Source organism: Amycolatopsis sp. PS_44_ISF1 (genome assembly GCF_032335455.1).
In the GTDB taxonomy this organism is placed as follows: domain Bacteria; phylum Actinomycetota; class Actinomycetes; order Mycobacteriales; family Pseudonocardiaceae; genus Amycolatopsis.
Genome location: NZ_JANUXO010000005.1, coordinates 72,489 through 95,899, shown reverse-complemented (window position 1 = coordinate 95,899; position 23,411 = coordinate 72,489). Strand labels below are relative to the sequence as shown.

The following is a 23,411-nucleotide window of genomic DNA, read 5'->3' as shown; positions in this document are numbered from 1 at the left end:
TTGCCCAGAAACCGATGCACCACCGACGAAGGTTGGTTAATAACCAAGATATGCGGCAAATGGGACATCCGGCCGCCGTTCAGGGGAGCCGCATTGCCCCGGACGGCCTCACCCGCAGCGGATTTGCTCCGGCGATCACCCAGCGGAAGTTCCTTCGGCCCGGCGAACGTGGTCCTGGTAACCCGGATGGCGCTTGAGGTACCCGGCGATGAACGGGCAGACCGCCACGATCACCCGGCCGCGCTCCACCACGTCGTCCAAGGCGGCCTTCGCGAGCACCTGGCCGAGACCACGTCCGCCGAAGGCTTCGTCGATCTCGGTGTGGGTGAAGACGGTCTGGTTCCCGCGTTCGGCGTACCGGGCGAAGCCGGCCAGTTCGCCGTCGGCGAACAGCTCGTAGCGGCTCCGCTCGTCATGGCGGACCACCCGGGTCTCTTCCTCGCTCATGGTCACTCCTCGCAGTCGGGGCATCCGGGTGAACGCCGCAGGCCCGCGCCTCCTTCCCGCGCCGGAGCCGAAACCACCACCGCGCGAACGGGCCGCTCGCACGCGTCCGCCCCGATGATCTTCACCGTGGAGCGACGAAACCGCACCCGGAACCGATCGCGCGGTGACCCGCGCTGCGCCGCCCGAGCGACGAGGTCTTCCCGTTCGTGTGGTCGCGCCCCCCGGGGCTTCCCGGGCCCGGGCCCTTTTGATTGCCTCACCAGGCCCGCTCCGCCGAACCAGGGAAGGACAGGGAAGCCGCGTGCAGCCGTTCGCTCTGCCCGAGTTCTACATGCCGTACCCGGCCCGGCTGAACCCGCACCTGGAGAGGGCGCGGTCGCACAGCAAGGGCTGGGCGTACACGATGGACATGATCGACGCGCCCCAGCACGGTGCGGTGATCTGGGACGAGCACGACTTCGACTCCCACGACTACGCGCTGCTCTGCGCCTACACCCACCCGGACGCGGGCGCGCCCGAGCTGGACCTGGTCACCGACTGGTACGTCTGGGTCTTCTACTTCGACGACCACTTCCTGGAGTTGTTCAAGCGCACCGGCGACACCGCCGCCGCCCGGGCCCACCTCGGCCGGCTGGCGTCGTTCATGCCGGTGACCGGTGAGATCACCGAGGCGCCGGGCAACCCGGTCGAACGCGGGCTGGCCGACCTGTGGGACCGCACCGTGCCGCTGCGGTCGGCGGGCTGGCGGCGGCGGTTCGCCGAGAGCACGCGGAACCTGCTCGAGGAATCGCTGTGGGAGCTGGCGAACATCAACGACGGCCGGATCTCCAACCCGGTCGAGTACATCACCATGCGGCGCAAGGTCGGTGGCGCGCCCTGGTCGGCGAACCTGATCGAGCACTCGGTGCACGCCGAGGTGCCGGACGCGATCGCCGGGAAGCGCCCGATGGAAGTGCTGCGCGACTGCTTCGCCGACGCCGTGCACCTGCGCAACGACCTGTTCTCCTACCAGCGCGAGGTGGAGGAGGAGGGCGAGCTCTCCAACGGCGTGCTGGTGTTCGAGGAGTTCCTCGGCGGCTCCACGCAGGAGGCCGCGGACACGGTCAACCACCTGCTCACCTCCCGCCTGCACCAGTTCGAGCACACCGCGCTGACCGAGGTGCCGGGCCTGTTCGAGGAGCACGGCGTGGACCCGGCCGGTCGCGCCGGGACCGCCGCCTACGTCAAGGGCCTGCAGGACTGGCAGTCCGGCGGGCACGAGTGGCACCTGCGCTCCAGCCGGTACATGAACGAAGGCGCGCTGGAGCGGCGCGGCGGCCCGGAGCCGCTGGGCGGACCGGCCGGGCTGGGCACCTCGGCCGCGCGGATCTTCTCTTCGCTGGCCGCCACGGCGCCGCAGCGGCTGCGCAGCTTCCGGCACCGGCCGTTCGAGCCGGTCGGCCCGGTCGAGCGGCCCGAGGTCACCGTGCCGTTCCCGCTGACGCTGAGCCCGCACCTGGACCGGGCGCGGGAGAACGTCGTGGTCTGGTCCGAGGCCATGGGCCTCCTCGACGGAGTGGTCTGGGACGAGCACCGGCTGCGCGCGATCGACCTCCCGCTGTGCGCCGCGGGCATCCACCCGGACGCGACGCCGGAGCAGCTCGACCTCACCAGCGGCTGGCTGACCTGGGGCACCTACGGCGACGATTACTACCCGGTGGTCTTCGGCAGCACCGGCGACGTCGCGGGCGCGAAGGCGATGTCGGAGCGCTTCCGGTTGTTCATGCCGATCGACGACGAGCCCGCGCCGGCCCCGCTGAACGCGCTGGAGGCGGGGCTGGCCGACCTCTGGCTCCGCACCGCCGGGCCGATGGCCCGTGATTCGCGGCGAGCGTTCCGCCGGGCGGTGGACGAGATGACCGGGAGCTGGGTCTGGGAGCTGGCCAACCAGAGGCAGAACCGGATCCCGGACCCGATCGACTACCTCGAGATGCGCCGCAAGACCTTCGGCTCCGACCTGACCATGAGCCTGTGCCGGATCGGCCACGGCCGGGCCGTGCCGCCCGAGATCTACCGGACCCGGGTCGTCCAGGCGATCGAGCACTCGGCGATGGACTACGCCTGCCTGCTCAACGACCTCTTCTCCTACCGCAAGGAGATCCAGTACGAGGGCGAGCTGCACAACGCGGTACTGGTGGTGCGGAACTTCCTGGACGTGGGCGAGCAGCGGGCGTTCGAGGTGGTGGCCGACCTGATGGCCGCCCGGATGCGGGAGTTCCGGCACACCGTGGAAGTCGCCCTGCCGGTGCTGTTCACCGAGTACGATCTCGACGAGGGTGCCCGCCGGACCCTGCTCGGGTACACCGAGGAGCTGAAGAACTGGCTCGCGGGCATCCTGAACTGGCACGAGGGCTGTCGCCGCTACACCGAGCCGGAACTGAGCTACCGGCCCGCCCCGGCCGCCGGGACGGGCCCGGCCGTCCACCGGTTCACCGGGCCCACCGGGCTGGGCACCCGCTCGCTGAGGATCGCCGCGCCCCCGGCCCTTCCGGTGAGCCCGGCGGGGTGAAACCCGACAAGGTGCGACCGGCCACTCCGCCGGGCGTTTCGCGGCCGAGCCGGTGATACTCGACTGCGTGACCGGCCTCAACCTGCACTTCCTCGGCCACGCGACCACACGGGTCGAACTCGGGGGTCGCGTAGTCCTCACCGATCCCGTGCTCACCTCCTGGGTCGGCCCGCTGACCCGGGTCGCCCCGCGGCCCGACGCGGCCGCGTGGTCCGACGTGGACCTGGTACTGATCTCCCACCTGCACGGCGACCACCTGCACCTGCCGTCGCTGCGGCTGGTGGGGCGGCGCACGCGGATCCTGGTGCCACGGGGCGCCGGAACCTGGCTCACGAAGCGCGGCTTCCCCCACGTCGAAGAACTTTCGCCCGGGGAGACGCTGACCGACGGCGGGCTCCGGGTCACCGCCACCCCCGCGCTGCACTCCGGTCACCGCTGGGGGCCGCGGCTCACGCACGGTCCGCGGAGCCCGGCGCTCGGGCACCTCCTCGAAGCCGACGGCGTGCGCGTCTATTCGGCCGGTGACACCGACCTGTTCGACGGTATGGCCGGCCTCGGACCGCTCGACGTGGCCCTGCTGCCGGTGTGGGGCTGGGGACCGAACCTCGGCCCGGGGCACCTGACGCCCGAGCGCGCGGCGGAGGCGGCGAAGCGGCTTCGGGCCGACGTGGTCATCCCGGTGCACTGGGGCACGCTGGCCGTGCCCGGGATCCACCGCACCGCGCGGATGCGACGGCTGCTGGTGGAGCCGCCGCGGACGTTCGCGGCGGAGGTCGCCCGGCTGGGCCTGCCCACCGAGGTGGTGCTGACCCGGCCCGGTGCCGAGGTCGCGCTGCCCGCCCCCGGGGACCGGGTGTGAACTGGACCGACCCGTCGGCGATCGGCTACCCGGCGCTGTTCGGCGGGGTCCTGCTGGGCTCGGTCATCCCGATCGTGCCGACCGGCGCGGTGGTCGGCGCCGCCGCCGCGGTCGCCACCACCACCGACCACCTCTCGCTGCCGCTGGTCATCGTGCTCGCGGTGCTCGGCGCGTACCTGGGTGACGTGCTGACGTTCGCCGTCCCCCGGCTCGGCAGCGAACCGCTGCTGCGCTGGGTCGAGCGCCGCCAGCAGGCCGACCGGCTGACCCGGGGCCGCGAGCAGTTCGCCCGCCGCGGCTGGCAGCTCGTGGTGATCGGCCGGTTGGTGCCCGCCGGGCGCATCCCGGTGCTGCTCGCCGCGGGCACGCTGAGCTACCCGTGGCGGAAGTTCCTGCCCGCCGGACTGGTCGCCTGCGTGCTGTGGGCCGTCGCCTACTCGCTGCTGGGCATCATCAGCGGCGGCATCTTCGATTCACCGCTGATCGCGACGCTGCTCGCCACCGTGCTGGTGCTGCTGGTCACCGTCGCGATGGCGCTGCTCGGCCGGCTGCGCCGCAAGCCGGAGCGGACGCCGGGGAACGCGGTGACCGGCCCCGGCAAGGGACGGCTGCTGCGGGGCGGGCGCGTCGTCGCCCGCGTGCTCCTGGTCTGGGCCGCGGTCACCGGCGCGCTGCGCCTGCTCGACCTCGGGCTGGACGGGTTCTCGATGCGGTCCTGGTGGCAGCCCACGGTGTGCGCGCTGATCCTCGGCCTGCTGACCTCGGTGCTCTGGCCGCTGGTGGTCCGGATCGCCTGGCCGATCGCGTACTTCACCCTCGGCGCCGGCACCTTCCTGCTGTTGAGCGCGGCGACGCTGGCCGTCCTGCAGGCCGTGCCCGGGGTGCGGCTGGACGACTTCAGCTCGGCGGTGATCGTCACGGTCGCGATGTCGGCGGTCGGCGCGGTGATCTCCAGCCTGCTCGCGATCGACGAGGACGAGATCTTCTTCCGCCGGGCGGCCCGCCGCCGTCGCCGCCAGCCCCCCGGGGCCGGACCGGGCGAGCCGGAGGTTCCCGGGGTGCTCTTCCTGCAGATCGACGGGCTGGGGTACGACACCGTGCGCCGAGCCGTGCGCGACGGCGACATGCCGACGTTCGCCGCCTGGCTGAACGAGGGCACCCACGCGCTCACCCGCTGGCACACCGACTGGAGCTCGCAGACCGGCGCCAGCGTGTGCGGCATCCTGCACGGCTCGAACCACGACATCCTCGGCTTCCGCTGGTACGAAAAGGATCGCGACCACGTGATGGCGTGCGCGCACCCGGCCGACGCGGCCGAGATCGAGCGCCGCCACACCAACGGCCGGGGCCTGCTCTCGGGCGACGGCGCGAGCCGCGGCAACCTGTTCTCCGGCGACGCCGGGCACGTCAGCCTGACCATGAGCTCGCTCCCGGTGCTGGTCCCGCGCACGCTGCGCGGACGCCGCCGTGACCGGGTCGGCGCCGGCTACCGCGCGTACTTCGCCAATCCGGTGAACGTGCTGCGGACGTTCGGCGTGGCGCTGGCCGACGTCCTGCGCGAGCTGTCCGCGGCCGCCAAGCAGCGCCGGGCCGGCGTGCGCCCGCGGATCCCGCGCGGTGGCTTCTACCCGCTCGCGCGGCCGGGCACCACGGTGATCGCCCGCGACGTCGTGGTGTCGGCGATCATCGGGGACATGCTGGCCGGACGGCCGGTGGTGTACGCCGACTTCCTGGGCTACGACGAAGTCGCGCACCACTCCGGCATCGAGCGCTTCGACACCCTGGAGGTGCTGCGCTCGATCGACCAGCAGTTCGCGCGGCTGCAGCGGGCGAGCCGGATCGCGCCGCGGCGCTACCACATCGTCGGGCTCTCCGACCACGGCCAGACCCAGGGCCAGGCCTTCGTCGACCGGTTCGGCGAGACGGTGGAGGCGCTGGTCGGACGCCTGTGCGGCGGTGAGCCGGTGGCCGAGCCGAGCCGACGGCGGCAGGCCGGGAGCTGGCTGGTGAACGCGGCGCTGGCCGAGGCCGGCAGCACCGGGGGCCCGATCGCGCGCCGGCTGCGCGAGCGGGTCGAGCAGGCCGAGGGCGCGCCAGACCGCCCGCGCACCCCCGGCGGCTCCCCCGGGGCGGTCGCCCGGGTGGCGCCCGGGGTGGTCGCCGTGGTGTCCGGGCACCTGGCCATGGTCTCGTTCACCGAGCACGAGGGCCGGGTCGAGCTGGAGACCATCGAGCGGGAGTACCCGGACCTGCTGCCCACCCTGGTCGACCACGACGGGATCGGCTTCCTGCTGGTGCGCAGCTCGGAGTTCGGGCCCGTGGTGCTGGGCCGCGAGGGGCTCAAGCGGCTCGCCACCGGCGTGGTGATCGGCGAGGACCCGCTGGCCGGCTACGGGCCGTACGCCGACGAGCTGGTGAACCGGGTCGACACCTTCCCGCACTGCGCGGACGTCATGATCAACAGCCGGTACGACCCGGAGTCCGACCAGTCCTCGCCGTTCGAACGGCACGTCGGCTCGCACGGCGCGCTCGGCGGACCGCAGCAGCGCGGGTTCATCGTGCACCCGAAGGAGTTCCCGGCGCCGGGCGAGCCGGTGGGCGCCGAGGCCGTGCACCACGTGTTCCGCGACTGGCTGACCTTCCTCGGCCATCCGGAACCCGTTGTCCCAGAAGAGAAATCCACTCCTGTCCCCTCGGAGGTCGTGTGATGAAGCCGGTGGTCTACGGCGCCAGCTGGTGCCCGGACGTCAAGCGCAGCCGCGCGCTGCTCGACACCTCGGGCACCGAGTACGACTACGTCGACATCGAGACCGACCCCGGGGCCGAGGCGCTGGTCCGGGAGCTGCAGGGCGGCCCGCGGCGGATCCCGACCATCGTCTTCGGCGACGGCACCCACCTCGTCGAGCCGAGCGACGACGAGCTGACCGCGCACCTTTCCCGGTGACCCCGCTGACGGAGCTTCCGCTCGGCACCCGCGTCGTCGTGCGATACCGCGTCGAGGGCGGCTTCACCGACGCGCTCGGTCCGCTGCGTGAGCGCGACGCCGAAACCTGCACGGTGGAGACCAAGCGCGGCCTCGTGGTCGTCCCGCTGGACGCCGTGGTCGCCGCCAAGCCCGTGCCGCCGCAACCGGTCCGGCGGCGCGGGAAACCGGGTGGCGCCACCGCGCCCGGGCTGTGACGATCGGGGCATGACCCGATCGTTCGAAGAACTGGTGGCCGAGGCTTCGGCCGTTTCCGTGGCGGGCTGGGACTTCTCCTGGCTGGAGGGCCGGGCCACCGAACAACGGCCTTCGTGGGGCTACCAGCGGCTGATCGGCGAACGGCTGGCGCAGGTCGAGTCCGCTTTGGACATCCAGACCGGTGGGGGCGAGGTGCTGGCCGGGGTGCCGGTGCTGCCGCCGCTGACGGTGGCGACCGAGTCGTGGCCGCCGAACCTGGCCAAGGCCGCCGCGCGGCTGGAGCCGCGGGGCGGGGTGGTCGTCGCGGACACCGACGAGCCACCGCTTCCGTTCCAGGACACCACGTTCGAGCTGGTGGTCAGCCGTCACCCGGTGCGGGCCTGGTGGGACGAGATCGCCCGCGTGCTGCGCCCGGGCGGGACCTACCTCTCCCAGCAGGTCGGCCCGGCCAGCGTGTTCGAGCTGGTGGAGTACTTCCTCGGCCCGCAGTCGGCGCAGGTGCGCCGGGGACGGCACCCCGAGGACGCCCGGGCGGCGGCCGAGCGTGCCGGGCTGGAGGTCGTCGACCTGCGGCCGGAGGCGCTGCGCACCGAGTTCTTCGACGTCGGCGCGGTGATCTACTTCCTGCGCAAGGTGATCTGGATGGTGCCGGGCTTCACCGTGGAGGCTTACCGGCCGCGGCTGCGGGAGTTGCACGAGCAGTTGCGGGACGGGCCGTTCGTCGCCACCACCACGCGGTTCCTCATCGAGGCCCGGAAGCGGAAGTGAGAGTCGGGGCGAGGCCGAAGGTGCGGGTAGGGCTCCAACGTCGGCGGCGATTCCCGGCGCCTGCGCACTGCGCTGCTCCTCGGCGAGCGGAACGGCACCGCCCTGTCCGAACCGGCCGGCCGGTCAGCTCGCGCGCGCGATGGCCGTCTCGATGCCGTCCAGCAGCAGTTCCAGGCCGGCGTCCAGGCTGAGCCAGGCTTCGCGTTCGAGGTAGGACTCCGGGCCCGGCGGCGGGGCCTGGCCCTCGCCCAACCGGGCGACCAGCGGATACCGCTCGGCCAGGTCCGGGACCAGCTCGCCCAGCAGGGACGAGCGCGCCTGCCACCAGTCCGCCTCCGAGCGGCCCGTCTCGCGGGCGGCCTGGCGGGATTCGGCGGCGGTCCGGACCGCGCCGCGCACGACGTTGAGCAGCGCGCCGAAGATCCAGCGCACCCGGGCGACCGGCAGCCCGGTGGCCAGCAGCACCCGCAGTACGAGCTGCTGCATCCGGAACTCCCCCGGCCCTAGCACCGGCCGCGCGTAGGAGACCTGCAGGAGCCACGGGTGCCGCAGGTGGAACTGCCCCAGCTCGCGGGCCAGCTCGACCACCGCGGGCCGCCAGCCGGACGAGAGGTCGTGGTCCTCCCGCAGCTCGCCGAGCACGTGGTCGTACATCAGGTCGATCAGCTCGCCCTTGCCGGGCACGTAGGTGTAGAGCGCCATCGCGGTGCGCCCCAGCCGGTCGCCGACCGCGCGCATGGACAGCGCCGCCAGGCCCTCGGCGTCGGCGATCTCGACGGCGGCGGAAACGATGCGGCCGACGCTCAGCCCGGGCTTCGGCCCCGGCGCCGTTCTGGCCGGGCCGCCCGTGCGCCACAACAACTCCATCGAACGGCGGGTGTCTCCCTGCCCGGCGAACACGACCACGGACGGCTCCTCACCCCTCGGACGACTCCTGACACCCTAAGCCGTCCGGGCACGACGCCCGGTCCGCAGGACCCGGCGCGGTCGCCGTGAGCCGGTGGCCGGACGTGCCGCCGCCGAAGCCCGCATCTCCCCTTCCACCACCAAGTGGACGGACGGCCCGGGAGGGGCCGCCCGTCCACCGGTGAACCGCTCCCGCTCAGTCGGCCAGCTCGATGGCCAGCGCCGGGCAGATCTGGGCCGCTTCCCGGACCTGCTCGTGCAGCTCCGCGGACGGGTTCTCCTGCAGCAGCACGACGATGCCGTCTTCCTCGCGCTGGTCGAACACCTCCGGCGCGGCCAGGACGCACTGCCCCGCCCCGACGCACCGGTCCTGGTCGATGACCACCTTCATGGCTTTTCCTCCCGAAAGATTCACCAGGTCACGGGCAGCTCGTGCAGCCCGTAGACGACCATGTCGTGCTTGAAGTCCAGTTCGCCGACCGGGGCGGCCAGCCGGAGCGTCGGGATGCGGCGGTACAGCGTGCTGTACACGACCTGCAGCTCGACCCGGGCCAGCGGCTGGCCGAGGCACTGGTGGACGCCGTACCCGAACGCCACGTGGTGGCGGGCCTTGCGGGTGACGTCGAGCTTGTCCGGGTCCGGGAACGCGCCGGCGTCGCGGTTCGCGATGTCCGAGGCGCCGATCATTCCGTCACCCCGGCGGATGGCCTGGCCGCCGATCTCCAGGTCCTCCAGCGCCACGCGCCGCCGTCCGGTGTGGACGATGGTGAGGTAGCGCAGCAGTTCCTCCACGGCGTTGGCGATGAGCGCGGGGTCGCCGTCGCGGACCAGGTCCAGCTGGTCCGGGTGCTCCAGCAGCGCGGTGGTGCCCAGCGCGATCATGTTGGCCGTGGTCTCGTGGCCCGCCACCAGGAGCAGCTGGCCCATCGACGCGACCTCTTCGACGGTCATCGCCCCGCTCGCCACCTGCTCGGTCGCGAGCCGGCTGAGCACGTCGTCGGCCGGTTCGGCCAGCTTCTGCTCGACCAGGCCGCCGAGGTAGGCGAGCAGCTCCTCCATGGCGCCCAGCGATTCCTCGGCCGTGGACTCCTTCGAGATCAGGATCTTGCTGACCCGGTGGAAGAACTTGCGGTCCTCGTACGGCACGCCGAGCAGCTCGCAGATCACCAGCGAGGGCACCGGCAGGGCGAAGGACTGCACCAGGTCGGCTGGCTTCGGCCCGGCCAGCATCTCGTCGATCAGCTCGTCGACGATCTTCTGGATCCGCGGCCGCAGCCGCTCCACCTTCTTCACCATGAAGTCGCCGGTCAGCAACCGGCGCTGGGCGCCGTGCTCCGGCTCGTCCATGGTGATGAACGCCTTGGCCCGCTTGCGCCGCGCCGCGATGCCGGGCGACTGCGGCGGATAGCCGGACCGCTCCGAGTCGGCACTGACCCGCGCGTCGGCGAGCATCGCGCGGACGTCTTCGTAGCGCGTGAACAGCCACGGCTCACTGCCGTCCCAGATCTTGACGCGGGACACCGGTTCGTCGTGCAGCCGGCGGTCGAGTTCCGGCGGCGGGTCGAACGGGTTGCCCCCGCGCGCCATCGGGAACTCGAGCGCGTCGGACAGGGCCTCCGACATTTACGCCTCCTACGCAGAGTCACCAAACGAATGTTTGGACACTTACTGAACATATGTTAGGCAATCTGGGCCGCGGTTGGCCACCCCGCGGAAGAAGATCACCGGTACGGCCGAGAACAGGCGGTGCGAAACGGGAGGAAACGCCCTGACTCAGGCGAAAACGAGCGAGACCAGTTCGTCGACGAAGGGCAACACCGACGCCGCTCCACCCCGGCGCGGCGAGTTGTGGAACAACGCGACGCGACCGTGCGCGCCGACGAACGCGATCACCCCGGCGCGGTCGGCCGGCACCCGCAGCGGGTGCCCGGCGGCGTCGCAGCGCGCGAACCCGGCGGTGACCAGGTCGACGATGTCCAGCAGCGGACCCTTCGGCCGCGCGTCCGGGGAGGTCCGGGTGGAGCCGTTCGCCGTCATCAGCCGGTAGTGGCCGGGGTTGTCCATGGCGAACTGGCAGTACGCGCGGACGAGCGCGCGGACCCGGCCCACGTCGTCGCCCGGGTCCTCACTCGCCTCGGCCGCCTCCATCGCGGCGCGCAGCCGGGCGAACTCGTACTCCAGCAGGCCCTCGACCAGCGCCGACCGGTCGGTGAAGTGCTGGTAGATGCTCGCCGGGGCGATACCGACGGCGCGCGCGACACCGCGGATGGTCAGGCCGTCCTCGCCGCCGAGCTCCGAGAGCAGCCGGCTGGCCGCGTCCAGGATCTCCCCGCGCAGCCGGTCGCCCTCACCCCACCTGTTGCGGGTGCGAGGGGCACTGACCTCGACCTCTTCCGGCACGTCCCCATTCTTACCGCTTGCCCGGCCCCGGCGCGGGCCGCCCCCGCCGGGCGCGGCGAACCCGTTACGACACCGGCACCGGCGGGCCGACTCATGCACGGATGAGCATGTCAACCCGGGGAAGGTGTTGGGAAATCACCAGGGGCCGGATCGTACGAAAGTCGGGTCACAAACCGGCGGAAACTGCCTAGGTTTGCCACTGCGCGCGCAAATCAGGCAAATCCCCCTCCCCTGAGGAGCTTTCCGATGTCGAGGAAGTTTCTGCTGTCCGGCGCGATCGCCCTGGCCGTCGCCGCCGCCCCGCTGGTCGCCGGTCCGGCCACCGCCGCCCCGGCCACCGGCCAGCAGGCCGCCGCGGTCACCACGGTGTACTACAGCACCTCCGGTGCCCCGTCCTTCCGCTCCGCCATCAACGCGGGCGCGGCCAACTGGAACCGGTCGGTGACCAACGTGAAGCTGGTCGAACGCTCTTCGGGCGCCTCGCTGCGCTACACCGAGGGCAACGACTCACGCGGCTCGTACGCCCAGACCGACGGTCACGGCAGCGGCACCATCTTCATCGACTACACCCAGGCGCAGCAGTACAACAACACCCGCATCACCGCGCACGAGACCGGCCACGCCCTCGGCCTGCCCGACCACTACTCGGGCCCCTGCTCGGAACTGATGTCCGGCGGCGGCCCCGGCCCGTCGTGCACCAACGCGGTGCCCAACTCGCAGGAGCGCTCCCGGGTGAACTCCCTGTGGGCCAACGGCTTCCGCGTCAACACGGCGGCCCCGCAGCAGCGCATCTACGAGGACCTGCCGGTGCTGACCCACTGACCCGCAGAACCTCCTGACGTGCCCCGGGGCCGGCTCCTCCAACGGGAGCCGGCCCCGGTTCCGGGTGCCTGCGCGGGACGCCCTGATGGTGTGACCATCACGCGTCTTCGCCCGGGCCGAGGTGGAACAGTGCGACGGATGGCTCACAACATCAGGTAGTTCTGTCGTCCGGGTACTTCGTGAATTTGAAGATCCAGCTGCTTGAACCCAGGTACGGCCTTCACAGAACTGCTGGCCGAGGCGGTAAATGCCGTTTGTCGGTGGGTGCGGCTAACGTCAGGCGGGTGTTGACCACCCTGGCCGTCGAAAACTACCGCTCGCTGCGAAACCTGGTGCTCCCACTGTCCCGGCTCACCGTGGTGACCGGGGCCAACGGGAGCGGGAAATCCAGCCTGTACCGGGCGTTGCGGCTGCTGGCCGACGCCGCGCGAAACGGCGCGGTGGCCGCGCTGGCGCGAGAGGGCGGGTTGGCCTCGACCCTGTGGGCTGGACCCGAATCCGTGGGCCGCGCCGTGCGGGCGGGCCTCGCGCCGGTTCAGGGCACGGTCCGGACGAAGCCGATCGCGCTGCGGCTCGGCTTTTCCGGCGACGATTTCGGGTACGCGCTGGACCTGGGCCTGCCGGCGCCGTCGGAGAGCCTGTTCGACCACGATCCGGAGTTCAAGCGCGAGTGCGCGTGGAGCGGTCCGGTGCTACGGCCGGCCGGCCTGCTCGCCGACCGGGCGGGCCCGGTGGTCCGCACCCGCGGTGAGACCGGCGCGTGGTCCGGTGAGAGCCACCGGATCGGGCTGACCGACAGCATGCTGAGCGAGTTCGCGGATCCGCGGGCCGCACCGGAGCTGCTCGTGCTGCGCGAACGGATCCGTTCGTGGCGCTTCTACGACCAGTTCCGCACGGACGCGGAAGCGCCCGCCCGGTTGTCCCGCATCGGCACCCGCACCCCCGTGCTGCACCACGACGGCGCCGACCTCGCCGCCACCCTGCAGACCATCCACGAGATCGGCGACCGCGAAGGCCTGGCCACCGCCGTCGACGACGCCTTCCCCCGCTCCCGGCTGCTGGTCGAGTCCATCGGCGGACGGCTGGGGCTGCGCTTCCACCAGCACGGCCTGCTGCGCCCGCTCGACGCCGCGGAGCTGTCCGACGGCACCCTGCGCTACCTGCTGTGGGTGGCCGCCCTGCTCAGCCCGAGGCCGCCGGAACTGCTGGTGCTGAACGAACCCGAGACGAGCCTGCACCCGGACCTGCTGCCCGCGCTCGCCGCACTGATCACCCGGGCGGCGAAGACCACGCAGCTGGTTGTCGTCTCCCATGCCCGTCCGCTGGTGCAGGCGCTGGAGGCAATCGCCCCGGAGGCCAGCACCCTGGAGCTGGCCAAGGAATTCGGCGCCACCGTCCTGGCGGGCCAAGGGCGGCTGGACCAACCGTCCTGGCACTGGCCGAAGCGGTGATCCGGGCCGAGATCGGCTCAAGCCGGATCACGATAGCGGTGGAGCAGCCCGTTGAACGCGCGCAACTTGTCGACCGCGTCCTCAGGCATCGGGTCAGGGTGGGAGGGCATGACCTGGTTGCGGATGAGTACGACTCAAGATCCACCGAGGGGTTCGGTCCAGCTCACCGAGTAGAAAGAACGGCACAGAAACGAACTCCCGCTGTGGTGTCCGCTAAAGCGCAGCCACCGCGGTGCGCCGGTATTCGCTGGGATTGACTCCGCGTACCCGCTTGAACGCCGCGCTGAAGCCGAACGGATCCGCGTACCCCACCGTCCGCGCCACTTGCGCGATCGTGGCCGAACGCTCGGCCAGCAGGTCGGCCGCCAGGGTCATCCGCCACCGCGTCAGGTAGGTCAGTGGCGGCTCCCCCACCACTTCCGCGAACCGCTTCGCCAGGGTCGACCGCGAAACCCCCGTCCGGGCGGCCAGCGCGGCGACCGTCCACGGCGCCGCCGGTTCGGCGTGCAGCAGGCGCAGTGCTTCGCCGGCCACCGGGTCGTGCTGGGCGGCCCACCAGTCCGGGGGTTCGCCGCCGGGGCGGTCGAACCAGTCGCGCAGGGTGCAGACCAGCATCCAGTCCAGCAACCGGTCGAGCACCACCTGCTGGCCCGGGGTGTCGACGGCGGCCTCGGCGGCGAGGTGGTCGAGCACGGCGTCGGCGGTGCCGCCGTCGTCCGCGCGCAGGACGACGGGGAGCGCCTCCAGCAGCCGGCGGCTGATCTCGCCGCGCACCGGGTACGCGCCGACGATCAGGGTGGTCGCGCCGTCGACGCCGCCGCGATCGGCCCAGCCCAGCCGGTGCCGGGTGCCGCCCTGGTCCGGTGTCGCGCAGAACTGCCCGCACGCCACCGGTTCGGCCTCGGTGCCGGGCTCGTCGACGAAGCGGAACGTCGAGGGTCCGCGCACGACGATGGTCTCGCGGGCCCGCAGCGGTTCGGGCCGGCCGTGCTCCGGCACCAGCCACCCCGCCCCGGTCACCACGGTGCACAGGGTCAGCGGCGCGCCGTCGACGAAGTGCAGCGCCCATGGCGGCGTCAGGGTCGAGCGGCCGAACAGCGAGCCGTGCGCCCGCACCCCGCGGATCAGGTCACTGAACACGTCCACCGGCGCCAGATTAGACGAACACGCAGGCGAACCGGCGTCTGAGCTATGGGACCGTCCGGTCCGGCCGGGTTGAATTCACCGACATGACCACTCCCCGCCCCGGCACCGATGTCCTGACCGCCGAAGACCTCGAGTTCCTGCGCCGCCCCCTGCACGGGTTCCTGACCGTGGCCGCGGGCCCGGTCCCGCCCCAGCCCCGGCCGGTCTGGTTCGAGGCCACCGACGAGGGCGAGATCCAGTTGTTCAGCGAGCCGGACGCGCTCAAGGTGCGCCGGCTGACCCGTGACCCGCGCGCCTCGATCGTCGTCGCCGCGCCGGTGGGCGAACGCGAGCGGTGGATCGCGATCGCCGGCCGCACCACCGTGGCGACCGGCGGCGGGCCGGAGCTGGCCCGCCGCCTGGCCGCGCGCTACTGGGACCTCGGCGACCCGGTCCGCGCGGAAAACCTGGCCGGGCTGCTGGTGCCGGAGCCGGTCCGCCTGGTGCTCCGCCCGGAGACGGTGCGGCGCTACCGGTTCTGAACCCCGGCGCGGACGGTCTCACCGGCCCCGACCCCGGCCGTGCTCTCCCGGATCTCCAACGAGAACGGCGGCTGGACCTCGCGGGGCGCGCCGTCCGCGCCGGTGGTCAGCCGGGCGTTGATCAGCTCGATGGCCGCCTCGGCGATGGCGGCCTTGTCCGGGGCGATGGTGGTCAGCGGGGGCAGGCTGAACGCGCTCTCCTCCGTGTTGTCGAACCCCACGATCGCGATGTCGCCGGGCACGTCGAGCCCACGCTCGGCGGCCGAGCGCAGGGCGCCCACGGCCAGCAGGTCGTTGAAGCAGAACACCGCGTCCGGCGGTTCGTCGAGCGCCAGCAGGTCCTTCATCGCCGCCGCGCCGACCGCGCGGTGGTACTTGGCCGCCGGAGCCAGCAGCGAGTCCACAACGGACAGTCCGGCGTCGGCCAGCGCCGCGCGGTAGCCCTCGAGCCGCAGCGAGGCGGTACCCCGCTCCGGGTTGACGCCGATCGCGGCGATCCGGCGGCGGCCCAGCGACAGCAGGTGCGAGACGGCGGTGTGCGCGGCCACCACGTTGTCGATCGCCACCCGGTCGATCGCCAGGTCCACCGCGTGCTCGCCCAGCAGCACCATCGGGATCCCGTCGGCCGGGTCCGGGAAGTCCGCCGCCTCCAGCGCCTCCGGGTGCACCAGCGCGCCGTCGACCAGGTGCGGGCCCAGCGAGTCGAGGGTGGCCCGCTCCCGGGCGCGGGTGCCCTGGGTCTGCTCGATCAGCACGCTCCAGCCCCGCCGCTGCGCCGCCGTGATCACCAGGCCGGCCAGCTCGCCGAAGTACGGGATGCTCAGCTCCGGCACCATCAGGGCGAGGAAGCCGGTGCGGCCGCGCCGCAGGTTGCGGGCACCGACGTTGGGCCGGTAGCCGGTGGCGGCCAGCGCCGCTTCGACCCGACGCCGGTTGTCGGGCTTGACGAACGCGTATCCGTTCACCACATTGGACACGGTCTTCACCGACACTCCGGCGAGTGTGGCGACGTCCTTGAGCGTCACGGCCAACGCCGACTCCCCTCTGTTCGGGAGCCGGGGACCACACCCCCGGCGACCACGAAGCATAACGACTATTTGCCTGTTTACAACGTTGTTCCAACGATGTAAAAAAGGTACCAGGCTCCCGCGGTGACCCCGATCACCCGGTGAGCGGGTCATCGCCGTAGCTGTCCCGAGGAGTCCACCGTGTCCGCCGTGCCCACCGCGTCCCCGTCCGTCCCCGCCCGCCGCGCCCGGCTGGTCCTCGTGACCGGTGCCGCCGCGGCCCTCGTCCTGACCGGCTGCACCAGCCGGGAGGAAAGCTCCTCCGCGCCCGCCAACGGCACCGGTCCCGCGGCTTCGGCCGCCTCCGCCGCCCCGGCCGCGGACGGCTGCACCCTGGCCAAGACCGGCTACCCCAAGGTCGACCTGAAGACCGCGGTCGTCGGCTTTTCCCAGTCGGAGAAGGAGGCCAACCCGTTCCGGATCGCCGAGACGCAGTCCATCCGGGACGAGGCGGCCAAGCTCGGCCTCCCGGCCGACCACCTGCTCACCACCAACGCGCAGAGTGACCTCAACAAGCAGATCAGCGACATCAAGTCACTGCTCGACCGGGGCGCGCAGCTGCTCGTCGTCGCCCCGCTGAACTCCGACGGGCTGGCCCCGGCGCTCGACGCGGCCAAGGCCAAGAAGGTCCCGGTGGTCACCGTCGACCGCCAGGTGACCTCCAAGGCCTGCACCGACTACCTGACCTTCATCGGCTCCGACTTCGTGCAGCAGGGCCATCGCGCCGCCGCCGCGCTGGCCAAGTCGACCGGCGGCACCGGCAAGGTCGCGATCCTGCTCGGCTCCTCGGGCAACAACGTGACCACCGACCGCACCAAGGGCTTCAAGGACGAGCTGGCCAAGACCCCGGGGCTGACGGTGGTGGCCGAGCAGACCGGCGAGTTCGACCGGTCCAAGGGCCAGAACGTGATGGAGCAGCTGATCCAGACCCACCCCGACCTCACCGCCGTGTACGCGGAGAACGACGAGATGGGCATCGGCGCGGTCAACGCGCTGAAGACCGCGGGCAAGCAGCCGGGCAAGGACGTCAAGATCGTCTCGGTCGACGGCACGCGCAACGCCGTGCAGCTGATCGCCGACGGCAGCTACAACGCCGTGATCGAGTCCAACCCGCGCTTCGGCCAGCTCGCCTTCCAGACCCTGCAGCAGTTCGAGGACGGGCAGCCGATCGCGGCGAGCATCGTGATCTCCGACGACTCCTACGACGAGTCCAACGCGGCCCAGAAGGTCGGGAACGCGTTCTGATGACCAGCGCGGCCGAGGAGGACGTGGTGACCACGTCCGCGCCGGTGCTCGAGGTGGCCGGGGTGACCAAGCGGTTCCCCGGCACGGTGGCCCTCGACGACGTCTCGTTCTCCCTGCGCCGCGGCGAGGTGCACGCCCTGGTCGGGGAGAACGGCGCCGGCAAGTCCACGTTGATCAAGGTCCTCACCGGGGTGTACCGGCCGGACGAGGGCGAGGTCCGCCACCTCGGCGAGCCGGTCGGGTTCCGCCGGCCGGTCGACGCGCAGCGGGCCGGGATCTCCACCATCTACCAGGAGGTCAACCTCGTCCCGCTGATGAGCATCGCGAGCAACGTCTTCCTGGGCCGCGAACCGCGCACCCGCGCGGGCCTGGTCGACTGGGCGAAGATGAACGCCGGGGCCCGCGAGCTGCTCAAGGGGTACGGGATCGAGGCCGATGTACGGCGCCCGCTGCACACGCTCGGCGTCGGCGCGCAGCAGATGGTCGCGCTGGCCCGGGCGGTGTCCACCGAGGCCGGTGTCGTGGTGATGGACGAGCCGACCTCCTCGCTCGAACCGCGCGAGGTGGACACGCTGTTCGAGGTGCTGGCCCGGCTGCACGCCGAGGGCATCGCGGTGATCTACGTGAGCCACCGGCTCGACGAGCTGTACCGGATCTGCGACAGCGTCACGGTGCTGCGCGACGGCAAGGTGGTCCACAGTGGACCGTTGAAGCCGCTGCCGCGGATCGAGCTGGTGTCGATGATGCTGGGCCGCGAGATCCGGCAGATCCGCGACGAGGGCGTGACCGCGTTCGGCGAGGAGCACCACGCCGAACGGGAGCCGTTGCTGCGCGCGGAGCACCTTTCCGGCGGCCACAAGCTGCACGACGTGTCGGTCAGCGTGCGGCCCGGTGAGGTGGTCGGGCTGGCCGGGCTGCTCGGCTCCGGGCGCAGCGAGACGGCGCGGGCGCTGATCGGCGCGTTCCCGCTCGACGGCGGCACCGTGCTGGTGGCCGGGAAGCCGCTCAAGCGCGGCCGGATCGCGGCCGCGGTGCGGTCCGGGATCGCCCTGCTGGCCGAGGACCGCAAGGCCGACGGGATCATCCCGAACCTGTCCGTGCGCGAGAACATCGTGCTGGCCGCCCTGCCGTCGCTGTCCACATTGGGCTTCGTCAGCCGGGCCAAGCAGGACCGCGTGGTGCAGACGTTCATGGAGCGGCTGCGGATCAAGGCGGCGAGCCCGGAGCAGAAGGTCTCCGAGCTCTCCGGCGGCAACCAGCAGAAGGTGCTGCTCGCCCGCTGGCTGGCCACCGGGCCGAAGGTCCTGCTGCTCGACGAGCCGACCCGGGGCATCGACGTCGGCGCCAAGGCGGAGGTCCAGGCCCTGATCGACGAGCTGGCCCGCGAGGGCCTGGCCGTACTGCTGATCTCCTCGGAGCTGGAGGAGCTGCTGGACGGCGCCGACCGGGTGGTGGTGCTGCGCGACGGCTCCGTCGCCGGCGAGCTGTCCGGCGCGGCCATCACCGAGGACAACGTGCTGGCCGCGATCGCGGCGGGGGGCGAAGATGGCGACTGAAGAGCTGGTGGCCCCGGCCGCGCCCGGGGAGAGCCGGGTGCGGGTGGCGGCCTGGCTGCAGAACTACGGCGTCTACCTGGCCGTGGTGGTGCTGCTGCTGTTCAACGTGGTGTTCACGGAGAACTTCCTGACCGCGGGCAACTTCCGCACGCAGCTCGTGCAGGCCGCGCCGGTGGCCATCGTCGCGCTCGGCATGGCGCTGGTGATCGGCACCGAGGGCATCGACCTGTCGGTCGGCTCGGTGATGTCGGTGGCCGCGGCGTTGATCCCGCTCTACCTCGGCGCCGGGCCGGCCACCGCGGTGGTCGTGGCCGTGCTCGCCGGGGTGCTCTCCGGTCTGTTCAGCGGTTTCCTGGTGGCGCACCTGGGCATCCAGCCGATCATCGCGACGCTGGCGTTGCTGGTCGGCGGACGCGGGCTGGCGCTGGTGATCGCGCACGGCCAGCTGGTCCAGCTGCACAACCGGGACTTCCTCGCGCTCGGCACCGGCGACCTGTTCGGCGTCCCGGTGATGGTGCTGATCGCCGCGGTGCTGGCCGCGCTGGCCGGTCTGCTGGTGCGGCGCACCACGTTCGGCCGCCACCTGGTGGCGGTCGGCGGCAACCGGCCGGCCGCGACCCTGGCCGGGCTGCCGGTGAAGCGGGTGCTGGTGGGGGTCTACGTGATCTCCGGTGCGCTCGCGGCCGTGGCCGGGGTGCTGTCCACGGCGCGGCTGGCCGCGAGCGACCCCAACGATCTGGGCCTGCTGATGGAGCTGTCCGCGATCACCGCGGTGGTGGTCGGCGGCACGCCGCTGACCGGCGGCCGGGTGCGGGTGCTCGGCACGGTGTTCGGCGCGCTGCTGATGCAGCTGGTGCACGCGACCCTGATCAAGCACGACCTGCCGGACTCGGCCGCGCAGATGGTCCAGGCGGCCATCATCGTCGCGGCCGTCTACGTCGCCCGTGAGCGGAGCAGCCGATGACCACCGTGACCGAGACCGAGACCGCGGCCACCGAGCGCGGGGCCTCGCTGGCCGCGGTGGTCCAGCGCCAGGGCGCCGCCGTGGTGCTCGTGCTCGGGATCGTGGCCGCCTGGTTCGCCTTCCCGCGCTTCGGCTCCGCCGACAACCTGCGCGACCTGGCCCTGCAGGGCTCGTTCCTGGCCGTGATCGCGCTGGGCATGACCTTCGTGATCATCTCCGGCGGGATCGACCTGTCCGTGGGCTCGGTGTACGCGCTCGGCGGTGTGCTGGCCGCGTACGGCTCGCGGTACGGGCTGTTCGTCGCGATCGTGCTGCCGCTGGTGGTCTGCGCGCTGATCGGGCTGGTGAACGGGTTGCTGATCGCCCGGACGAAGATGGCGCCGTTCATCGTCACGCTGGCTTCGCTGCTGTTCGCGCGAGGGCTGCTGCTCGCGCTGACGAGCGAGGGCGCCACCACCTACAAGGTCCCGGACGGCTCCGCGTTCCTGTGGCTGGGCCAGGGCACGATCTTCGGTGTCGGCGTGCCGGTGTACCTCGCGCTGGTCCTCTTCGCGATCGGCGGGGTGGTGCTGCGGCGGACGCGGTTCGGGCAGTCGGTGTTCGCTCTCGGCGGCGCCGAGCAGTCCGCGCTGCTGATGGGACTTCCCGTGGCGCGCACCAAGATCACCCTCTACACGCTCAGCGGCACGCTCGCCGGGCTGGCCGGCGTGCTCACCGCGGCGTACCTGCAGTCCGGGGTCACGGTGCTCGGCGTCGGCACGGAGCTGGACGCGATCTCGGTGGTGGTGATCGGCGGCACGCTGCTGACCGGCGGCGCCGGCACGATCCTCGGCACGCTCGTGGGCGTGCTGCTGCGCATCCTGATCCAGAACGTGATCAACCAGGTCGGCACGATCGACTCCAACTACCAGACGGTGGTCAGCGGTGCTTTCCTGCTGATCGTCGTCGTGATCCAGCGGTTACTGGCTCGTTCTCGCAGGTCCTGACCCCGTCCCACCCCAGGAGGTCCGACGATGTTCCGTCCTGCCCGCAGACCCGGCCGATGGGCCACGGCGGCGGCCGCGCTCGCCGTGGTGCTGTCCGGTCTGTCCAGCGCCCCGGCCACGGCCGCGGCCGATCCCCCGCAGTGGCACCGGCTGACCCCGCCGCTGACCACGCCGTGGACGAACCAGGTGTCCCCGGCCAACGCGCTGCCGGACTACCCCCGTCCGCAGCAGACCCGCGACCGGTGGCAGAACCTCAACGGCGTCTGGGAGTTCGCGAAGGCCCAGCCCGGCGAGGCACCCCCGATCGGCCGCCCGCTCGGCGAGCGGATCCTGGTGCCCTACCCGGTCGAGTCGGCGCTGTCCGGGATCATGCGCCACGAAACCCAGATGTGGTACCGGCGCAGCTTCTCGGTCCCGGGCAACTGGCAGGTCGGCGGCCGGGGCCAGCGGCTGCTGCTGCACTTCCAGGCCGTGGACTACGACGCCACGGTGTACGTCAACGGCAAACAGGTCACCCACCACACCGGCGGGTACGACGCGTTCTCGGTGGACGTGACCGACGCGCTGACCACGGCCAGGAACCAGGAGATCGTGGTCGGGGTCGCCGACCCGAACGACGCCGGCGGCCAGCCGCTGGGCAAGCAGCGCAAGCCCGGCGACGGGATCTTCTACACCCCGTCCTCGGGGATCTGGCAGACCGTGTGGATCGAGCCGGTCACCCCGGCGCACATCGACCACGTCGACACCACCCCGGACCTGGCGGGCAACTCGGTGCTGGTGAACGCCGTGGTCGGCGGACCGGCGCGGCAGCGGGTCGAGGCCATCGCCTACGACCACGGGCGCGTGGTCGGCTGGGCCACCGGTGAGGCCGGCAAACCGTTGCGGCTCAAGCTGAACCGGCCGCACCTGTGGACCCCGGACGACCCGTTCCTCTACGACCTGCGCGTGTCACTGTCCTCAGGGGACAGTGTCGGCTCGTACTTCGGGATGCGCTCGATCTCGGTCGGCAAGACCGCCGACGGCAAGCAGCGCATGCTGCTCAACGGCAAGTTCGTCATGCAGCTCGGCCCGCTCGACCAGGGCTTCTGGCCGGACGGCATCTACACCGCGCCGACCGACGCCGCGCTGAAGTTCGACCTGGAGCAGGAGAAGGCGCTGGGCTTCAACATGGTGCGCAAGCACATCAAGGTCGAGCCCGACCGCTGGTACTACTACGCGGACAAGCTCGGGCTGATGGTCTGGCAGGACATGCCGGCGATGAAGGACGACGTCGAGGCCACCCCGGCCGCGCAGGTGAACTTCGAGTCCGAACTGCACCGGATGATCGACCAGCACCGCAGCTTCCCCTCGATCGTCACCTGGGTGCCGTTCAACGAGGGCTGGGGCGACTACGCCGTGGGCCGGATCGCCGACCAGGTCAAGGCCTGGGACCCGACCCGGCTGGTGGACGCGGAGTCCGGGGTGAACTGCTGCCGGTCCGAACCGGACAGCGGCCGCGGGAACCTCTACGACGACCACACCTACACCGGGCCGGGCACCCCGACGCCGGACGCGACGCGCGCCGCCGTCGACGGTGAGTACGGCGGGCTCGGGCTGAAGGTGGCCGGGCACGAGTTCGACGCCTCGGGCAGCTTCGCCTACGAGATGGAGCCGGACAGCGCCACGCTCACCAGGCGTTACGGCGAGCTACAGCAGCGGCTCCTGCTCGCGGCCCGGCAGTGCGGCGTTTCGGCCGGCGTGTACACGCAGACCACCGACGTCGAGAAGGAGGTCAACGGCTTCTTCACCTACGACCGTCAGGTGAAGAAGATGGACTTCGCGGCCGTGCGGGCGGCGAACCAGGCGGTGATCAAGGGCGCCACCGGAGCGCCGGTCAAGGGCCCGCAGACGGCGAAGGGCACCCCGGGCCTCGACGGGATCGCCGCTTACCCGTTCGACGAGAACACCGGCACCACGGCGGCCGACGCGGTCGGCCAGCACAACGCCACCCTCGTCGGCGGGGCCTCCTGGACCGCGGGCCACAGCGGTTCCGCCCTGGCGGTGAACGGCTCCGGGCAGTACGCCGACACCGGCGCGCCGCTGGTGAAGACCGACGGCAGCTACAGCGTCGCGGCCTGGGTGAAGTTCACCTCGCTGGGTGATGGCTTCCAGACCGTGGTGAGCCAGGACGGCAGCGACCACAGCGCGTTCTTCCTGCAGTACTCCGGCGCCGACCACAAGCTGGCGTTCAGCTTCGTCGGCGTGCGGGCGCTGGCGCCGATGACGCCGGAGGCCGGGCGCTGGTACCACCTGGTCGGCGTCCGTGACGCCGCCACGGGCCAGCTCGCGCTGTACGTGGACGGCAAGCAGGCGGTGAGCCGCAACGTCTGCCTCGGCGAGGCGTCGGACGGCCACACCGTGATCGGTCGCGGCCAGTACGGCGGGAACCCGGTCGACTACCTCGACGGTGCGGTCGACCAGGTGCACGTCTACGACCGGGCGCTGACCGGCTCGGAGGTGGCCACGCTCTACAGCTCCGGGGCGTGAGCGATCGACACCGAGGAA

At 72.0% G+C, this 23,411-nt stretch carries 21 protein-coding genes and 1 pseudogene; 15 read left to right on the top strand and 7 right to left on the bottom strand.

The annotated features are described in order from the left end of the window. Positions 1 to 135 precede the first annotated feature (135 nt). Positions 136 to 447: a GNAT family N-acetyltransferase gene (locus NYF13_RS34040; RefSeq protein WP_315662100.1), complete on the bottom strand. Its 312-nt coding sequence runs from the start codon at positions 445 to 447 to the stop codon at positions 136 to 138. 301 nt (positions 448 to 748) lie between these two features. Here NYF13_RS34040 and NYF13_RS34035 point away from each other — a divergent pair, with 301 nt between their 5' ends. The 7 genes and pseudogenes from NYF13_RS34035 to NYF13_RS34005 all read left to right on the top strand — a co-directional run bounded on the left by NYF13_RS34035 (position 749) and on the right by NYF13_RS34005 (position 7,803). Further along, positions 749 to 2,995 (top strand): terpene synthase family protein, encoded by a 2,247-nt coding sequence (locus NYF13_RS34035; RefSeq protein ID WP_315662098.1) that lies wholly within the window; start codon positions 749 to 751, stop codon positions 2,993 to 2,995. A 67-nt stretch (positions 2,996 to 3,062) separates the two neighbouring features. Further along, complete coding sequence (locus NYF13_RS34030; protein ID WP_315662097.1) at positions 3,063 to 3,854, top strand: MBL fold metallo-hydrolase; 792 nt, start codon at positions 3,063 to 3,065, stop codon at positions 3,852 to 3,854. Further along, positions 3,851 to 4,291, top strand: a pseudogene (locus NYF13_RS34025) (DedA family protein); the annotation flags it as partial. The gene NYF13_RS34030 and the pseudogene NYF13_RS34025, both read left to right, overlap by 4 nt. Positions 4,292 to 4,438: 147 nt before the next feature. Beyond that, on the top strand, positions 4,439 to 6,562 hold the full coding sequence (locus NYF13_RS34020) for a phage holin family protein (RefSeq protein ID WP_396287854.1): 2,124 nt from the start codon (positions 4,439 to 4,441) through the stop codon (positions 6,560 to 6,562). After that, positions 6,562 to 6,798: a glutaredoxin domain-containing protein gene (locus NYF13_RS34015; RefSeq protein ID WP_396287823.1), complete on the top strand. Its 237-nt coding sequence runs from the start codon at positions 6,562 to 6,564 to the stop codon at positions 6,796 to 6,798. Before NYF13_RS34020 ends, NYF13_RS34015 begins: the two co-directional genes overlap by 1 nt. After that, positions 6,795 to 7,034: a ferrous iron transport protein A gene (locus NYF13_RS34010; RefSeq protein ID WP_315662095.1), complete on the top strand. Its 240-nt coding sequence runs from the start codon at positions 6,795 to 6,797 to the stop codon at positions 7,032 to 7,034. Before NYF13_RS34015 ends, NYF13_RS34010 begins: the two co-directional genes overlap by 4 nt. 10 nt (positions 7,035 to 7,044) lie before the next feature. Beyond that, complete coding sequence (locus NYF13_RS34005; RefSeq protein ID WP_315662094.1) at positions 7,045 to 7,803, top strand: class I SAM-dependent methyltransferase; 759 nt, start codon at positions 7,045 to 7,047, stop codon at positions 7,801 to 7,803. Between the two features lie 123 nt (positions 7,804 to 7,926). Here NYF13_RS34005 and NYF13_RS34000 read toward each other — a convergent pair whose 3' ends face one another. From NYF13_RS34000 to NYF13_RS33985, 4 genes are all read right to left on the bottom strand, one after another. Beyond that, the gene (locus tag NYF13_RS34000; protein ID WP_315662093.1) at positions 7,927 to 8,709 is read right to left on the bottom strand and encodes a TetR/AcrR family transcriptional regulator C-terminal domain-containing protein; all 783 of its coding nucleotides are present in this window, start codon (positions 8,707 to 8,709) and stop codon (positions 7,927 to 7,929) included. A 196-nt stretch (positions 8,710 to 8,905) separates the two neighbouring features. Next, the gene (locus tag NYF13_RS33995; RefSeq protein WP_315662092.1) at positions 8,906 to 9,100 is read right to left on the bottom strand and encodes a ferredoxin; all 195 of its coding nucleotides are present in this window, start codon (positions 9,098 to 9,100) and stop codon (positions 8,906 to 8,908) included. 20 nt (positions 9,101 to 9,120) lie between these two features. Beyond that, positions 9,121 to 10,332 (bottom strand): cytochrome P450, encoded by a 1,212-nt coding sequence (locus tag NYF13_RS33990; protein WP_315662091.1) that lies wholly within the window; start codon positions 10,330 to 10,332, stop codon positions 9,121 to 9,123. Positions 10,333 to 10,482: 150 nt separating this feature from the next. Next, complete coding sequence (locus tag NYF13_RS33985) at positions 10,483 to 11,109, bottom strand: TetR/AcrR family transcriptional regulator (protein WP_315662090.1); 627 nt, start codon at positions 11,107 to 11,109, stop codon at positions 10,483 to 10,485. Positions 11,110 to 11,355: 246 nt separating this feature from the next. Between NYF13_RS33985 and NYF13_RS33980 the strand changes: the two genes are divergently transcribed. Next, positions 11,356 to 11,931 carry a snapalysin family zinc-dependent metalloprotease gene (locus NYF13_RS33980; protein ID WP_315662088.1) on the top strand — a complete coding sequence of 192 codons (576 nt, stop codon included), beginning with the start codon at positions 11,356 to 11,358 and terminating at the stop codon, positions 11,929 to 11,931. A gap of 284 nt (positions 11,932 to 12,215) precedes the next feature. Further along, on the top strand, positions 12,216 to 13,382 hold the full coding sequence (locus NYF13_RS33975) for an AAA family ATPase (protein WP_315662087.1): 1,167 nt from the start codon (positions 12,216 to 12,218) through the stop codon (positions 13,380 to 13,382). 213 nt (positions 13,383 to 13,595) lie between these two features. Here the strand turns inward: NYF13_RS33975 and NYF13_RS33970 are convergent, their stop codons facing one another. Further along, positions 13,596 to 14,528, bottom strand: coding sequence for an AraC family transcriptional regulator (locus NYF13_RS33970; protein WP_315662086.1), 933 nt, complete (start codon positions 14,526 to 14,528; stop codon positions 13,596 to 13,598). 83 nt (positions 14,529 to 14,611) lie between these two features. On the opposite strand from NYF13_RS33970, the gene NYF13_RS33965 reads away from it, so the two are divergent. After that, positions 14,612 to 15,049, top strand: coding sequence for a pyridoxamine 5'-phosphate oxidase family protein (locus NYF13_RS33965; protein ID WP_315662084.1), 438 nt, complete (start codon positions 14,612 to 14,614; stop codon positions 15,047 to 15,049). On the opposite strand, the gene NYF13_RS33960 is transcribed toward NYF13_RS33965, so the two are convergent. Continuing rightward, positions 15,037 to 16,080, bottom strand: coding sequence for a LacI family DNA-binding transcriptional regulator (locus NYF13_RS33960; RefSeq protein ID WP_315662083.1), 1,044 nt, complete (start codon positions 16,078 to 16,080; stop codon positions 15,037 to 15,039). The two genes, NYF13_RS33965 and NYF13_RS33960, sit on opposite strands and share 13 nt — an antisense overlap. A 177-nt stretch (positions 16,081 to 16,257) precedes the next feature. On the opposite strand from NYF13_RS33960, the gene NYF13_RS33955 reads away from it, so the two are divergent. The 5 genes from NYF13_RS33955 to NYF13_RS33935 are packed head-to-tail and all read left to right on the top strand — an operon-like array spanning position 16,258 to position 23,393. Beyond that, positions 16,258 to 17,361 (top strand): ABC transporter substrate-binding protein, encoded by a 1,104-nt coding sequence (locus NYF13_RS33955; protein ID WP_315662082.1) that lies wholly within the window; start codon positions 16,258 to 16,260, stop codon positions 17,359 to 17,361. Then, entirely contained in the window at positions 17,361 to 18,917 is a 1,557-nt protein-coding gene (locus NYF13_RS33950; RefSeq protein ID WP_315662081.1) for a sugar ABC transporter ATP-binding protein, read from the top strand. Before NYF13_RS33955 ends, NYF13_RS33950 begins: the two co-directional genes overlap by 1 nt. Further along, on the top strand, positions 18,907 to 19,881 hold the full coding sequence (locus NYF13_RS33945) for an ABC transporter permease (protein WP_315662079.1): 975 nt from the start codon (positions 18,907 to 18,909) through the stop codon (positions 19,879 to 19,881). The genes NYF13_RS33950 and NYF13_RS33945 overlap by 11 nt, the downstream gene beginning before the upstream one ends. Further along, on the top strand, positions 19,878 to 20,867 hold the full coding sequence (locus tag NYF13_RS33940; protein ID WP_315662077.1) for an ABC transporter permease: 990 nt from the start codon (positions 19,878 to 19,880) through the stop codon (positions 20,865 to 20,867). The genes NYF13_RS33945 and NYF13_RS33940 overlap by 4 nt, the downstream gene beginning before the upstream one ends. A gap of 27 nt (positions 20,868 to 20,894) precedes the next feature. Beyond that, positions 20,895 to 23,393 (top strand): LamG-like jellyroll fold domain-containing protein, encoded by a 2,499-nt coding sequence (locus tag NYF13_RS33935; RefSeq protein ID WP_315662075.1) that lies wholly within the window; start codon positions 20,895 to 20,897, stop codon positions 23,391 to 23,393. Positions 23,394 to 23,411: the final 18 nt, after the last annotated feature.

What these genes read in the sequence shown, in the direction of transcription:
- NYF13_RS34040 (WP_315662100.1), bottom strand. Translation starts at nt 447, where the DNA reads ATGAGCGAGGAAGAGACCCGGGTGGTCCGCCATGACGAGCGGAGCCGC.
- NYF13_RS34015 (WP_396287823.1), top strand. Translation starts at nt 6,562, where the DNA reads ATGAAGCCGGTGGTCTACGGCGCCAGCTGGTGCCCGGACGTCAAGCGC.
- NYF13_RS34005 (WP_315662094.1), top strand. Translation starts at nt 7,045, where the DNA reads ATGACCCGATCGTTCGAAGAACTGGTGGCCGAGGCTTCGGCCGTTTCC.
- NYF13_RS33995 (WP_315662092.1), bottom strand. Translation starts at nt 9,100, where the DNA reads ATGAAGGTGGTCATCGACCAGGACCGGTGCGTCGGGGCGGGGCAGTGC.
- NYF13_RS33990 (WP_315662091.1), bottom strand. Translation starts at nt 10,332, where the DNA reads ATGTCGGAGGCCCTGTCCGACGCGCTCGAGTTCCCGATGGCGCGCGGG.
- NYF13_RS33980 (WP_315662088.1), top strand. Translation starts at nt 11,356, where the DNA reads ATGTCGAGGAAGTTTCTGCTGTCCGGCGCGATCGCCCTGGCCGTCGCC.
- NYF13_RS33965 (WP_315662084.1), top strand. Translation starts at nt 14,612, where the DNA reads ATGACCACTCCCCGCCCCGGCACCGATGTCCTGACCGCCGAAGACCTC.
- NYF13_RS33950 (WP_315662081.1), top strand. Translation starts at nt 17,361, where the DNA reads ATGACCAGCGCGGCCGAGGAGGACGTGGTGACCACGTCCGCGCCGGTG.
- NYF13_RS33945 (WP_315662079.1), top strand. Translation starts at nt 18,907, where the DNA reads ATGGCGACTGAAGAGCTGGTGGCCCCGGCCGCGCCCGGGGAGAGCCGG.
- NYF13_RS33940 (WP_315662077.1), top strand. Translation starts at nt 19,878, where the DNA reads ATGACCACCGTGACCGAGACCGAGACCGCGGCCACCGAGCGCGGGGCC.
- NYF13_RS33935 (WP_315662075.1), top strand. Translation starts at nt 20,895, where the DNA reads ATGTTCCGTCCTGCCCGCAGACCCGGCCGATGGGCCACGGCGGCGGCC.